The organism is Kitasatospora sp. NPDC058115 (assembly GCF_042884635.1).
Classification (GTDB): Bacteria; Actinomycetota; Actinomycetes; order Streptomycetales; family Streptomycetaceae; genus Kitasatospora.
Genome location: NZ_JBHVTL010000015.1, coordinates 107933 through 121965, shown reverse-complemented (window position 1 = coordinate 121965; position 14033 = coordinate 107933). Strand labels below are relative to the sequence as shown.

Below are 14033 nucleotides of genomic sequence, written 5' to 3'. Positions count from 1 at the left end.
GGACGGAGCGGAGGAGGAAGGTCGGGACATGATCAGCCCGCCATCGGGCTGACCGGGGGCGCTGCCTCGTCGGCGCTCAGTGTCTTCTCCACCGAGGGCTTGGCGGCCGCACCGGAGCCCGTGAGCCGGACCTGGAACATCGGCTGGAGGAGGGCGTGGTCCTCGGCGCGCACCGTGGTGCGGCCCTTGACCCCGTCGAAGCTCCAGCCTTCGAGGGCCTTCACCAGCGCGGCGGTGTCGTCGGCCGAGCCCTGGTTGGCCTCCACGGCGTGCACGATCATCTGGGCGGCGGTGAAGCCGTCCGGGGTGAAGATGTCGGACTTGCCGCCGGCGGCGGTCACGGCTTCGTCCATGGCCTTCTCCACCGGGGTGCCGGCGGCCCCGCCGAAGTAGTGGTTCAGGAAGGAGATCTTCTCGCCCGCCGGGCCGAACAGCGGGTAGGAGGCGGCGAGGTCCAGCCCGGTGACGACCTTGGTGTCGGCGAAGACGTCCTGCTGGTTGAGCGCCGTCCAGAGGGCCGCCGAGGTGTCACCGGCCCAGGCCACGAACAGCAGGTCGGGCTTGGCGCTCCTGGCCTGGGTGGCGAACGGGGTCAGGTCGGTCGCGCTCGGCGGGGCGAGGACCGCGTCGACCGTGGCGCCCTGGGCGCCCAGCACGCCCTTGACGGCGGCCACGTTGGCCTGCCCGAAGGCGTTGTCCTGGGCGAGCACGGTGACCTTCCGCCCCTTGGCGTCCCCGATGAACGAGGCCGCCGTCCGGATGTCCTGGTAGGACTGGCGGCCGGAACGGAAGGTGTAGGTGTTGAGTCCGGTGACCTTGTCGGCGGCGGCCGGGCCGCTGATGAAGAGCACCTTGTTCTGGGCCGCGATCGGGCCGACCTGGAGGGCGACGCCGGAGGCGGTGGAGCCCGCCAGGATCTTGTGGCCCTTGCCGATGAGGTCCTTGGCTGCCGACACCGCCTTGGCCGGGTCGCCCGCGTCGTCCTGCTCCTCGACCTCGATCCGGTGCCCGTCGACCGCGCCGGTGCCCTTGGTCGCGTAGTTCAGCCCCGCCTTGAAGCCCTCCAGGTACTGCTTGCCGTACGCGGCGAGCGGGCCGGTCTTCGAGTACACCAGGCCGACCTTGACCGGGCTCCTGGATCCGGCGCCGTCCGCCGCGGTGGTGCCCGCGGTGCCGGCCTTGGCGCAGCCGGCCGCGAGGAGGACGCAGGCCGCGACGGCGGCGAGCCCGCGCGCGGGGCGGGCGCCGGAGCGGGTCCGGGTGGGGGCTGTCGAGCTGCGCATGGTGACCGGCTCCTGAGGGTGGCGTGGGGGTGGTTGCCGGAACCGTAGGTGGGGTGTGCGGGCGGCGACATGTGCCCGGCCTACGGATCGGCCCGCTCCGCTATGGCGGCCGGCTCCATACCGCCCGCCGGACGACGGCCCGGCGGCGCTCCGGTGTGACGGCCCGCCATGAGCCACCGGCGAGGCGTGGCGGCGGCCGACATGGCCGTACCGGGCCGGCCGAGGTGACGGTTGGCGTGGCGGCGGAACCCGGCCCGGCTCAGGCCCGACGCGGGCTCGTCCCGGACCCACCGCACACCGCTCCCCCTTCACTCCCACTCCCCCTCCACGAGGTGACACCTTGGACAAGGTCCTGGACTCCGCCGCCGATGCGGTCGGCGACATCCCCGACGGCGCGGTGCTCGCCGTCGGCGGCTTCGGCCTCTGCGGCATCCCCAGCACCCTGATCGGCGCGCTCGCGGCCACGGACACCACCGGGCTGCGGGTGGTGTCGAACAACTGCGGGGTGGACGACTGGGGGCTGGGGCTGCTGCTGCGGGCCGGGCGGATCGCCCGGATGACGTCCTCCTACGTCGGGGAGAACAAGGAGTTCGCGCGGCAGTACCTCTCCGGCGAACTGGAGGTCGAGCTGACACCCCAGGGCACGCTCGCCGAGCGGTTGCGGGCCGGCGGCGCGGGGATCCCCGCGTTCTTCACCCCCGCCGGGGCCGGCACCCAGGTCGAGGAGGGCGGGCTGCCGTGGCGCTACGCGGCGGACGGGTCGGTCGCGGTGGCCTCACCGCCGAAGGAGGTCCGGGAGTTCGGCGGCCGCCGCCACCTGCTGGAGGAGGCCATCACGGCGGACTTCGCGCTGGTCCGGGCCGAGGTCGCCGACCGGCACGGCAACTGCGTCTTCCACGCCGCCGCCCGGAACTTCAACCCGCTCTGCGCCATGGCCGGGCGGATCACCGTGGTCGAGGCGGACCGGATCGTCGAGCCGGGCGAGCTGGACCCGGACGCCGTCCACCTGCCGGGGGTGTACGTCGACCGGGTGGTCGCGGCCGACCCGGAGGACCGCCGGATCGAGCGGCGCACCGTCCGCGCCGCCGGCAGCACGCATGCCGCCACCGCACCGGCCACCACCACGCCGACCACCACCGCACCGACCGCCGCCGACGCCCGGAACGCGCTCGCCGCCCGGGCGGCGCGCGAGCTGCGCGACGGCCAGTACGTCAACCTGGGCATCGGGCTGCCGACGCTGATCCCCGGTCACCTCCCGCCCGGCGTAGACGTGGTGGTGCACTCCGAGAACGGCGTCCTGGGCGTCGGCGGGTACCCGGTGGAGGGCGACGAGCACCCGGATCTGATCAACGCGGGGAAGGAGACCGTGACGCTCGCCGCCGGGGCCTCGTCCTTCGACTCCGCGTCCTCCTTCGGCATGGTCCGGTCGGGCCGGATCGACGTGTCCGTGCTCGGCGCGATGCAGGTCTCGGCCGCCGGGGACCTCGCCAACTGGATGATCCCCGGCAGCACGGTCAAGGGCATGGGCGGCGCGATGGACCTGGTGCACGGCGCCCGGCGGCTGATCGTCGTGATGGAGCACACGGCGCGGGACGGCTCGCCGAAGATCGTCGAACGACTGTCACTTCCCGTCACCGGCCTCGGGGTTGTGGACCGGATCGTCACCGACCTCGCGGTGATCGACGTGACGCCCCAGGGCCTGCGGCTGGTCGAGACGGCACCCGGGGTGACCTTCGACGAGGTGCGGGCGGCCACCGGGGCCGCCCTGCTGCCACCGGGTGGTTCGGCCCCCGCCTAGCACGGGCCCACCTGCGATTGGCCGGGAATCGCCATGTCCACATGCCCGCACATCGATCATTCCCCGGACCGGTTGCAATCGGGCGGCCCCTCCGCGACAGTTGAGGAAGCCCGGGGATCCCGGCATCCCCGGAAGGGAGTCCGGGGCCGCCGGAACCGCAGGAATCCCGGAAGCGGAGCGGTTCGCCGGACGCCGGCCCGGCATCGGCGCGGGGCTCCGGGGGAACCGGTCGTCCGCCGCCGTGCGACCGCGCGGCGCACCGGGTCGCACACCCCCGGTCGGAGTACGCACCAGAGGCAGGTCCGCACGGCCGGCCACGAGGGGGAGCGCACATGGCCGGGCCGTTCTCGCGTCGGGTGCAGGACGCGGGCCCGTCCGCTCCGCCCGCCCCGCCGGAGCCGGTCGCCGTGCCCGAAGCCCCGTACGACTACGCCTACTTCAGCCACCTCGCCGGCCCCGCCACCGACATCACCGCCACCGACGTCACCCCGGCCGAGGCCGGCGCCACCGAGGCCGGCGCGGCCGGGGAGCCGTACCGGGTGCGGTACCGCAGCCTGCTGAGCCGCGAGCCGCACCGCATCCGGGCCGCGCTGCTCCTGCTGGCCGCGCCCCTGGTCGAGACCGTGCTGCTGGTCTGGCTGCTCCAGCCGGGCAACTGGCCGGTCCGGCCCGGCGAGACCGACACCTGGCTGCTGGTCGGCGACAAGGTGATGATCGGGATCATCGCGGTGGTCGAGGCGTTCCGGCTGGTCAACGTCGTCTCCAACGCCCATGCGACGCTGGCCGCCCGCGATCCGGTCCCGGTGACGCCCGAACGCGGCACCCGGGTGGCGTTCCTCACCACCTTCGTCCCGGGCAAGGAACCGCCCGAGATGGTGCGCGCCACGCTCACCGCCGCCCTGGCCGTCCGGCACGACGGGCCCTACCAGGTCTGGCTGTTGGACGAGGGGAACGATCCCGCCATGCGCGAGCTCTGCGAGCAGCTGGGCGTGCGCCACTTCAGCCGGGACGAAATCCCGCAGTGGAACACGCCCAAGGGCCGGTTCCGCGCCAGGACCAAGCACGGCAACTACAACAGCTGGCTCCAGGCGTACGGCGCCGACTACGACTTCTGGATCTCGGTGGACACCGACCACGTGCCGCTGCCCGAGTTCTGCGAGCGCATGCTCGGCTACTTCCGCGACCCCGACGTCGCGTTCGTCGTCGGCCCGCAGGTCTACGGGAACTACCGCAGCTCGGGTTCGCTGGTCACCAAGTTCTCGGAGAGCCAGCAGTACCTGTTCCACGCCCTGGTCCAGCGGGCCGGGAACCGTTACGGCGCACCGATGTTCGTCGGCACCAACAACGCCGTGCGGCTGGAGGCGCTGCGCTCGATCGGCGGGCTCTACGACTCGGTCACCGAGGACATGGCCACCGGCCTGGAGTTCCACCGGCGGCGCAACCCGGCCACCGGCGCGCGCTGGAAGTCGGTCTACACGCCGGACGTGCTGGCGATCGGCGAGGGACCGTCCTCCTGGACGGACTTCTTCTCCCAGCAACTGCGCTGGAGCCGGGGGACGTACGAGACGCTGCTGACCCAGTACTGGCGGGCGGCGTGGGGGCTGTCGCCGGGCCGGCTGCTGAACTACACGCTGCTGGTCTCCTTCTACCCGATGGCCGCGCTGACCTGGCTGCTCGGCGGGGTCTCCAGCGTGCTCTACCTGGGCTTCGGCGCCTCGGGCGTCCACGTGTCCTCCGAGGTCTGGATGGCGCTCTACAGCGACGCGGCCGCCCTGCAGATGCTGCTCTACACCTGGAACCGCAAGCACAACGTGAGCCCGCACGAGCCGGCGGGTTCGTCGGGGGTGGCGGGCATGGTGATGTCGGCCCTGTGCGGCCCGGTCTACGCGGCCTCGCTCCTGCAGACCCTGTTGCGGATCCGCAGCCGGTTCGTGGTGACGCCGAAGGGCACCTCGACCAGCCCCGACCGGCCGGCCACCTTCCGCCTCCACCTGTTCTGGGCCGTGGTGTTCGGCGGCGCCGTCGCGGCCTCCTTCCGGACCGGCCACGACCACGTCGCCATGCGGGCCTGGGCCTGCCTGGCCCTCCTCCTCAGCGTACTGCCGGTGCTGCTGCTCGCCGCGGACGCCGTGCGCCGCCGCCGGGCCCGGCCCGTCTCCACCCTCGCCCTCACCCCGGCCGGAGCAGCCGCCGGCCCCGCCCACGCACCAGCAACCGCCACAGCACCAGCACCAGCCACGGACACGGACACGGACACCGCAGAGCCCGCACCCGCCACGAGGGGATGACGAACCACCGTGAAGATCCGCCACACCGGCCGCACCCGGCGCTTCGCCCTCGGCAGCACCGTCGCCCTGACCGTGGCCGGGATGAACGCACCCGCCGTGCTCGGCTTCGCCACCGGCCAGTACCACCACTACGTCGTCAACCGCCCCGCCTACAAGGCGGAGTACGGCCACTGGCAGACCCTGGTGCTCCCCGCCGAGTTCCGGATCAACGCCATCCACGCCGCCCTGCTGCGCACCGGCAAGGTCCTGATCATCGCCGGGTCCGGCAACAACCAGAAGGACTTCGACGCCGGCACCTTCAAGAGCCTGCTCTGGGACCCGGCCGCCAACACCTACAAGGCGGTCCCGACCCCCGCCGACATGTTCTGCGGCGGCCACACCGCGCTGCCCGACGGCAGGATGCTGGTCGCCGGCGGCACCCGCCGCTACGAGGCGCTGGACAGCGCGGTCAAGAAGGCGGCCGGCACCATGCGGGTCCGCAACGAGGACCCGGACGCCGCCCGCAGCCTCCCCCGGGGCACCGTCTTCCGCGCGCCGAACGGCCGCGAGTACGTCTCCACCGCCGACCTCACCGTCCCCGCCGCGACCAAGACCGGCGCCGGCGCCGCGACCGTCGTCAAGGCCTCCGAGGTCAAGGTGTTCGCCGAGGCGGTGGCACCCGGCCGGGACTCGGTGCTGGACTCCCCGGCCCAGTACACGATCAAGGGCCTGACCGGCGCCGACGCCCGGAACCTCTACGGCACGGCCGACCGGATGACCCTGGAGAAGCAGGACTACCAGGGCATCCGCGCCGCCTTCGAGTTCAACCCGGACACCGAGATGTACGAGCAGGTCACCGACATGGCCTACGCCCGCTGGTACCCGACGCTGACCGGGCTGGGCGACGGCCGGGTGGTCACCGTCTCCGGGCTGGACGACACCGGCCAGATCCTCAGCGGCAACGACAACGAGATCTACGACCCGGCGAGCCGGACCTGGTCCAAGGCGCCCGACCGCTACTTCCCGACGTACCCGTCGATCTTCCTCACCGCGTCCGGCAAGCTCTTCTACTCCGGTTCGAACGCCGGCTACGGGCCCGCCGACAAGGGCCGCGAGCCCGGCCTCTGGGACCTCGCCGACAACAGCTTCCACCCCGTCCCCGGCCTGCGCGACCCACAGCTCACCGAGACGTCCTCCTCCGTCCTGCTGCCGCCCGCGCAGGCGCAGAAGGTGATGGTGCTCGGCGGCGGGGGCGTCGGCGAGTCCCCGCTGTCCACCGCCCGCACGGACATCGCCGACCTCGCCGCCGCCCGGCCCGCGTTCACCCCGGGCCCCGACCTGCCGGCCGGCGGCACCCGGTACCTCAACAGCGTGATCCTGCCCGACGACACCGTCTTCACCACCGGCGGATCGAGCGACTACCGGGGCAAGCACCGCAGCGACCTGCTCAAGGCGCAGACCTACCACCCGGACACCAACACCTTCAGCACCGCCGCCGAGCCCGCCATCGGCCGCAACTACCACGCCGAGGCCCTGCTGCTGCCCGACGGCCGGGTGGCGGTGCTCGGCTCCGACCCGCTCTTCAACGACAAGGCGGGCACCGAACCGGGCACCTTCGAGCAGCGGATCGAGATCTACAGCCCGCCCTACCTGTTCCACGGCGAGCGGCCCCGGCTGACCGGCGCCCCGGCCGCCGCCGTGCTCGGCGGCAGCATCCGGGTGACCACCCCGGCGCCGGAGGGCGTCGTCACCGCCAAGCTGGTCCGGCCGAGTTCGGTCACCCACGCCACCGACGTCGAGCAGCGCTCGGTGGCCCTGGACGTCACGGCGCGCACGGCGGACGGTGTGACGCTGTCCCTGCCCGCCAACCCGAACCTGCTGCCGCCCGGCTGGTACATGCTGTTCGTCACGGACGCCGCCGGAACCCCGTCGCAGGCCCGCTGGATCCAGGTCACGCCCTGACAGGTCACGCCCTGGGCCGAGGAAGACCCCGAGCCGACAAGCTGACAAACCGCCGAACCGTAGAGCCGAAGAGCCGTGACGCCGTAGAGCCGCCCACGCAGCCGGGCCGCTACCGCGCCGTACCGGCGACGGCCCCCGTCAGTCCCAGCGCGTACGGGAGCCAGAACTCGCCGGCCGGCGGCTCCCCGCGGCCGCACTCGCCGTCCGACTCCCCCGGGTTCTTGATCCAGAGGTAGGCGTCGACGCCGGGCCGCCCGGTCTCGGTCGTGGGCGGCGCGCCGAGCGCACGGCCGGGCGGGTTGCACCACGCCTCGGCGTCCAGCGGGCCGTTGCCGTTGCGGCTGGTGTCGACGACGAAGTGCTTGCCGTCCAGCAGGGCGGACAGCTGCGCGCCGTACGCCGCGTTGCGGTCGGTGGTGAAGAAGTTGGAGACGTTCACCGCGAAGCCGTCGGCCGCCGCGATCCCCGACCTGCGCAGCGCCCCGGCCAGCGCGGGAAGGTCCTGCGTCCACCCGGGGTTGCCCGCGTCCAGGTAGACCCGCACCTGCGGGCGCTTCTTCAACTCCTGGACGGCGAAGGCCAGCAGACCGTACCGCTCGGCGGCGGCATCACCCTTGACCCCGCAGTTGTCCAGGGTGTGCGCGATCGCGTCAGGCTCCAGCACCACCCAGGCCCGGCGGTCGCCGAGCGCCTCCGCCAGCCCGGTGATCCAGGACCGGTACGCGGCGGCGTCGGACGCGCCGCCGGCCGAGTAGAGGCCGCAGTCCCGGTGCGGGATGTTGTAGACGACGAAGACCGGCGTGCGGTCGGCCCGGGCGGCACTGCGGCTCACCTGGTCGGCGATGTCCCGGGCCGCCTGGTCGCCGAGCCAGTGCGAGGACGGCTGGGCGGCGATCCGCAGCAGGCTGTCGGCCTCGGCGGTCCGGCCCTGGCCGCGCAGGACGGCCGACTGACGGGCCACGGGGGTCTGGTCGGAGACGTAGAAGGTCTGACCGGGCAGCTGCGGCAGCGTGCCGGAGCCGGCCCCGGCCTCCGCCCCGGACGACGCCGCCGGAGCGGAGGGCACAGCCGTCGGACCCCCGGCGCCTGCGGTCCCGCCCGGAGCGTCGGCGCTCCTCCCGGAGCCCTCCCCCGCGCACCCCGCGACAGCCGTCAGCAGTCCCAGCAGCGCCGCCCCCACGGCCGGCCGGAACCCCGCCCCTCGCCCCACTCGGCGCACGTGCCGCCCCTCCCCCTGCCCGGTCCGGGCGACCCGGCGGGCCCCAAGCTTCGCACACCGGACCGCGCCCGCCGCTCACGATCGGGTGAACGGCGGGCGCCGGTGGGCCGCGAGACGCCCCGTCAGGCGGAGCGAGGGGGCGTGGCGGCTCAGGCCTGCTTGAGGTCCGGGATCCGCCAGTCGATCGGGTCGACGCCGAAGCCGTCCAGCGCGGTGTTGATCTGCGAGAACGGCCGGCTGCCGAAGAACAGCTTGGCGGACAGCGGCGACGGGTGGGCGCCCTGGACCACCACGTGCCGGTCGGTGTCGATCAGCGGGAGCTTCTTCTTGGCGTAGTTGCCCCAGAGCACGAAGACCACCGGCTCCTCGCGCGCGCTCACCGCCTTGATCACCGCGTCGGTGAACTTCTCCCAGCCCTTCGCCTTGTGCGAGTTGGCCTCGTGCGCGCGCACCGTGAGCACCGCGTTGAGCAGCAGCACGCCCTGCTCGGCCCAGTGCATCAGGTAGCCGTTGTCCGGCGCCGGGATACCGAGGTCGGCGTCCAGCTCCTTGAAGATGTTGCGCAGCGACGGCGGCGTCTTGGTGCCCGGCAGCACCGAGAAGCTCATGCCGTGCGCCTGGCCGTCGTCGTGGTACGGGTCCTGGCCGAGGACGAGCACCCGGACCTTCTCGTACGGCGTGGCCTCCAGCGCGGAGAACTCCTGCCCGCTCGGCGGGAAGACCTGGTGCTCCGCGCGCTGGGCCGCCACGAAGGCCGCCAGCTCCGCGAAGTACGGCTTCTCCGTCTCGGCGCCCAGCACCTCGCGCCAGGACTCCGGCAGTTCCAGGCCGGCACCCGCTTCCGCCCCGCCCACGTTCGCCTCGACCGTCCCCGCCTCGACCGTGTCCGTCACGACGACCTCAACCTCCCACCGGACGGCCGCTCACCGCGGCACCGCCCCGACCTGCGGGCACATCGCGCCCCTCGCGCCGTGCGCCCTCTTTCACCCCGAACGCTACACAGGCCCACCGACAACCGGGTCCCCGACCGCCCCACCGGCTGTCCCACCGACCGTCCCACCGACCGCCTCACCCGCCGTCCCGCGGCCCGCCCCGCCGGCCTCCACCCGCGCCGCCCGCGCCACCCGCAGGTGCTCGACGACGTTCAGCGCCACCAGCACCACCGCGAGTGCCAGCAGCGCGGTGATCGCCGGCCAGCGCACCATCACCGGCGCGAGCGCCAGCACCACCGCGGCCGCCCCGAGCCGGGTCGTCGCGACCGACCGGAACATCATCCAGCGCGTGTAGCCGAAGGTCAGCAGGTACAGCCCGCAGCCCCCGTAGAGCAGCGCCACCGAGCCCGCGCCGAGCGCCCGGCGCGGATCGGCCACCGTCTCGCCGAAGCCGACCGCCACCGCGATCACGCCGGCGACCAGCGCCAGGTGCCCGTACTGGAAGACCCGGCGCACGACGTCCCGGCGCGAGTCCGCGACGACCACGGCGTGGTGCATGGCATCGGCCGCGTAGACGAAGTACTGCCACCAGAGCCCGGCCGAGATGGTGAACGCCGCGGTGACCGCGAGCAGTTCGGCCGCGTCCAGGCGGGCCGCCGCCGCGGTGGCGCCGATCCCGACGATCGACTCGCCGAGCGCGACCAGCAGGAACAGGGCGAACCGTTCCGGCATGTGCGCGGGGTGGTAGGAGACGTCGGCCAGCCGGCGGCGGAACACCAGCGGCGCGGACAGGTCGCAGAGCGCCGCCAGCGCCCAGAGCCAGACCCGCGGCCCCTCCGGCAGCAGTCCGCCCACCACCAGCAGCGGCCCGCTGACCAGTACGCCCACCCCGTACGGGCCGCGCCAGACGCCGGGGACGCGGACCAGCAGGAGCAGCAGCACCACCCGGGCCGCCCAGTACCCGGCGCCCAGCAGCACGCCCCGGCTGCCGTACGCCCCGGGCACGGCCAGGGCCATGACCAGACCGGTCAGGCCGACGGCGAGGATGCCGAGCCGGTCCCGCGCGTTGTCCACGTCCCGGATGTTGGCCTGCACGGTGGTGCCGACCCAGCACCAGTAGACCGGGACGAACACCACCAACGCCCGGGCGACGCCCGCCCAGTCGTGGTGGTGGTGCAACAGCCCCGACACCTGGGTGATCGCGAACACGAACACCAGGTCGAAGTACAGCTCCGCCCAGGTGACCCGCTTCTCCACCGGCTCACCCGCCGGCTCCCCCGCGCTGCCCATTCGTCCTCCCCGACGCGCACGGCGAACGGGCCCCGCCCCGGGCCGTCATGGCCGGGGCGGGGCCCGCAAACAGCAGTGCCGAGGCTAGACCAGCTCGACCAGGTCCGCGATCGACTTGACCACCCGGGTCGGCCGGTACGGGAAACGCTCCACGTCGGCGGCGGCGGTGAGGCCGGTGAGCACCAGGATGGTCTCCATGCCGGCCTCCATGCCGGCCACGATGTCGGTGTCCATCCGGTCGCCGATCATGACGGCGGTCTCCGAGTGGGCGCCGGCCGTGTTGAGCGCCTCGCGCATCATCAGCGGGTTGGGCTTGCCGACGAAGTACGGCTCGACGCCGGTGGCCTTGGTGATCAGCGCCGCGACCGAGCCGGTGGCCGGCAGCACGCCCTCGGTGGACGGGCCGGTCTCGTCCGGGTTGGTGCAGATGAAGCGGGCGCCCTGGTTGATCAGGCGGATCGCCTTGGTGAGCGCCTCGAAGCTGTAGGTCCGGGTCTCGCCGAGGACGACGTAGTCCGGGTTGTTGTCGGTCAGCACGTAGCCGGCCTGGTAGAGCGCGGTGGTCAGCCCCGCCTCGCCGATCACGTAGGCGGTGCCGCCGGGGCGCTGGCCCTTGAGGAACTTGGCGGTGGCCAGGGCCGAGGTCCAGATGCACTCCTCCGGCACCTCCAGGCCCATGCCGGCCAGTCGGGCGCTGAGGTCGCGCGGGGTGTAGATGGAGTTGTTGGTGAGGACCAGGAACGGCTTGCCGGACTCCCGCAGCCGGCGCAGGAACTCCTCCGCGCCGGGAATGGGGGTGCCCTCGTGGATGAGGACACCGTCCATGTCGGTCAGCCAGGACTCGATGGGCTTGCGGTCTGCCACGTGCGTGTCTCCCGAAGTCTTGCCATGTCATGCGATGGTCGTACGAAATTGCGGCGCATCGCCGTCACCGTTGCGCCTCCCACCGGCCGGACCCTCCTCGGGACACCGGACCGCCGGGGGTACTGCTGGCTGCCCCAACCGGCCACAGCCTAATCCGCACACCTGGTCGACGGCAGTACGTCCCGCTGGACGGAACGGCCCCGGCCCCTCCCGCACCGGTCGACATGCCCTCCTCAAGGGCTCCTTAAGGCGTCCCTAACCGCAGCGATGCCCCTCGGCAGCGCGGCCCGGCACGGCTACCGTGAACGCCACGCCGCCGCGTCCCCCACCGCGGCGGCGGCACAGTCCTCCCGGACGTCCCCCCGGACGTCGCCGCACAGCCCCGCACGGCCCCGCGCGTCTCCGCACGTCCCCGCGGCGGACCCGCCCCCCGCGCCCGGCGCCGAAACCCGGGCCGGACGGGCGCGCCGTGGTTGAGTAGGGCGCATGACGACCTCCGCGCGCCGAGCCCCGGCCACCCCCTCCGGCAACCACCCGCCCTTCCGCGTCGGTCTGATCGGCTACGGCCTGGCCGGCTCCGCCTTCCACGCCCCGCTCATCGCCACCACCCCCGGGCTCCGGCTGGACGCGGTGGTCACCGCCAACCCGGAGCGCCGGGAGCAGCTGCGGCGCGAGCACCCCGGCGCCCGCGCCGTCGACACCCCCGAGCAGCTGCTCGCCGACCCGGAGGCGCTCGACCTGGTCGTCATCGCCTCCCCCAACCGCACCCACGCCCCGCTCACCCGCGCCGCGCTGGCCGCCGGACTGGCCACCGTGGTCGACAAGCCGCTGGCCGGGACCGCCGCCGAGGCGGCCGAGCTCTGCGCGCTCGCCGAGGCGGGCGGCACCCTGCTCACCGTCTTCCAGAACCGCCGCTGGGACGGCGACTTCCTCACCGCCGCCCGGCTGGTCCGGGAGGGCGCGCTCGGCCGGGTGCACCGATTCGAGTCCCGCTTCGAGCGCTTCCGCCCCAAGCCCAAGCCCGGCTGGCGCGAGCTCGCCGACCCGGCCGAGGTCGGCGGCACCCTCTACGACCTCGGCAGCCACCTCGTCGACCAGGCGCTCACGCTCTTCGGGCCGGTCGACACCGTGTACGCGGAGATCGACGTCCGGCGCGACGGCGCGGTGGTCGACGACGACGCCTTCGTCGCCCTCACCCACGCCGACGGCACCCGTTCCCACCTGTGGACCAGCGCCCTCGCCCCGCTGGTCGGCCCCCACCTGCGGGTCCTCGGCGACACCGCCGGGTACGTCAAGTCCGGCATGGACCCCCAGGAGGCCGCCCTGCGTTCCGGCCTGCGCCCCGACGCCGCGACCCCCTGGGGCGCCGAGGACCCGGCCCGCGACGGCGTGCTCGGCACCGACGAGTCGTCGGTCACCGTGCCCACCGAGCCCGGCGACTACCCCGCCTTCTACGCGGGCGTCGCCGCCGCCCTGGCCGCCCCCGGCACCCCGCCCCCGGTCGACCCGCGCGACGCCGTCGCCACCCTCGCCGTCCTGGAGGCCGCCCGCGCCTCCGCCGCCACCGGCACCACGGTCCGTCTCGGCTGACCCCGCGCCGGCCCGCCGCCGCGCACCCGCCCGACCCCGGTCCGACCCCGGTCAGACGCCGATGACCTCGACGGCCGAACCCAGGCCCTTGAAGTCGGCGAGGTTGCGGGTGTACAGCGGCAGGCCGTGCGCGGAGGCGATCGCGGCGATCATCAGGTCGATCCGGCGCGGACGCGGCTGACGCCCGGCGGCGATGGTCAGGGTGACCAGGGTGCCGTACCGGGCGGCGGCGGCCGCGTCGAAGGGCAGCGGCTCGAAGTCCGCCATGGCCGCGCCCAGCACCTCCATCCGGGCCGCCCGGCTGACCGGGTCGCGGGCCATCGAGACGCCCTGCTGCAGTTCGGCGAAGGTGATCGCGGTCAGCTCCGGCACGGCCGGCAGGTCGGCCGGGCTGAGCAGGGCCAGGTCGATGTAGACACAGGTGTCCAGCACCCCGGCCGGCCGCCGCCGGGGCGCCCTGCGCCGCTCAGCCACGCGGTCGCTCGAACGGGTCGCCGTCCTCGTCCCCGACCAGTTCCTCGGGCCCGAAGTAGTCCTCGGCCTCCTTGCGCATCTGCTGGTAGTCCACCCGCGGCAGCTTCACGTGCCGCGCCACCAACTCCTCCGCGGTGAGCCTGCGCCGCCCCGCCACCGGCCGCAGCTCCGCGACCTCGACCCCGTTCCTGGTGATGTGGAAGATCTCCCCCGCCTCCACGGCGTCCATCACCGCGGCGGAGTTGTTCCGGAACTCCCGCTGGGTAATCGTCTTCATCCCCCCAAGGTAGCCCCGCGTAGCACCCACGGCTACACCCGTGCGGCATTCACCGGAATCAACCGCCTACGGACCGT

At 73.7% G+C, this 14033-nt stretch carries 11 protein-coding genes; 4 read left to right on the top strand and 7 right to left on the bottom strand.

Going from position 1 to position 14033, the window contains the following annotated elements; translation table 11 throughout:
* Positions 1 to 32: 32 nt before the first annotated feature.
* Complete coding sequence (locus tag ACFVVL_RS18010; RefSeq protein WP_387676181.1) at positions 33 to 1283, bottom strand: substrate-binding domain-containing protein; 1251 nt, start codon at positions 1281 to 1283, stop codon at positions 33 to 35.
* 340 nt (positions 1284 to 1623) lie between these two features.
* Between ACFVVL_RS18010 and ACFVVL_RS18005 the strand changes: the two genes are divergently transcribed.
* The 3 genes from ACFVVL_RS18005 (at position 1624) to ACFVVL_RS17995 (ending at position 7310) form a co-directional block, all read left to right on the top strand.
* Positions 1624 to 3081 (top strand): 3-oxoacid CoA-transferase, encoded by a 1458-nt coding sequence (locus ACFVVL_RS18005; protein WP_387676178.1) that lies wholly within the window; start codon positions 1624 to 1626, stop codon positions 3079 to 3081.
* Between the two features lie 332 nt (positions 3082 to 3413).
* Positions 3414 to 5369 carry a glycosyltransferase family 2 protein gene (locus tag ACFVVL_RS18000; protein WP_387676175.1) on the top strand — a complete coding sequence of 652 codons (1956 nt, stop codon included), beginning with the start codon at positions 3414 to 3416 and terminating at the stop codon, positions 5367 to 5369.
* A gap of 9 nt (positions 5370 to 5378) precedes the next feature.
* Complete coding sequence (locus tag ACFVVL_RS17995) at positions 5379 to 7310, top strand: galactose oxidase-like domain-containing protein (RefSeq protein ID WP_387676172.1); 1932 nt, start codon at positions 5379 to 5381, stop codon at positions 7308 to 7310.
* Between the two features lie 109 nt (positions 7311 to 7419).
* Here ACFVVL_RS17995 and ACFVVL_RS17990 read toward each other — a convergent pair whose 3' ends face one another.
* The 4 genes from ACFVVL_RS17990 to ACFVVL_RS17975 all read right to left on the bottom strand — a co-directional run bounded on the left by ACFVVL_RS17990 (position 7420) and on the right by ACFVVL_RS17975 (position 11615).
* A complete protein-coding gene (locus ACFVVL_RS17990; protein WP_387676169.1) occupies positions 7420 to 8529 on the bottom strand; it encodes a glycoside hydrolase family 6 protein in 1110 nt (369 codons plus the stop codon).
* A gap of 149 nt (positions 8530 to 8678) precedes the next feature.
* Positions 8679 to 9356: a uracil-DNA glycosylase gene (locus ACFVVL_RS17985; protein ID WP_380290451.1), complete on the bottom strand. Its 678-nt coding sequence runs from the start codon at positions 9354 to 9356 to the stop codon at positions 8679 to 8681.
* A gap of 168 nt (positions 9357 to 9524) precedes the next feature.
* Positions 9525 to 10751 (bottom strand): low temperature requirement protein A, encoded by a 1227-nt coding sequence (locus ACFVVL_RS17980; RefSeq protein WP_387676166.1) that lies wholly within the window; start codon positions 10749 to 10751, stop codon positions 9525 to 9527.
* 84 nt (positions 10752 to 10835) lie between these two features.
* The gene (locus tag ACFVVL_RS17975; protein WP_380290390.1) at positions 10836 to 11615 is read right to left on the bottom strand and encodes an HAD-IIA family hydrolase; all 780 of its coding nucleotides are present in this window, start codon (positions 11613 to 11615) and stop codon (positions 10836 to 10838) included.
* 486 nt (positions 11616 to 12101) lie between these two features.
* Here ACFVVL_RS17975 and ACFVVL_RS17970 point away from each other — a divergent pair, with 486 nt between their 5' ends.
* Positions 12102 to 13205 carry a Gfo/Idh/MocA family oxidoreductase gene (locus ACFVVL_RS17970; protein ID WP_387676163.1) on the top strand — a complete coding sequence of 368 codons (1104 nt, stop codon included), beginning with the start codon at positions 12102 to 12104 and terminating at the stop codon, positions 13203 to 13205.
* Positions 13206 to 13256: 51 nt separating this feature from the next.
* On the opposite strand, the gene ACFVVL_RS17965 is transcribed toward ACFVVL_RS17970, so the two are convergent.
* A complete protein-coding gene (locus ACFVVL_RS17965) occupies positions 13257 to 13679 on the bottom strand; it encodes a type II toxin-antitoxin system VapC family toxin (RefSeq protein ID WP_387676161.1) in 423 nt (140 codons plus the stop codon).
* Positions 13672 to 13956: a type II toxin-antitoxin system Phd/YefM family antitoxin gene (locus ACFVVL_RS17960; RefSeq protein ID WP_380290384.1), complete on the bottom strand. Its 285-nt coding sequence runs from the start codon at positions 13954 to 13956 to the stop codon at positions 13672 to 13674. Before ACFVVL_RS17960 ends, ACFVVL_RS17965 begins: the two co-directional genes overlap by 8 nt.
* Positions 13957 to 14033: the final 77 nt, after the last annotated feature.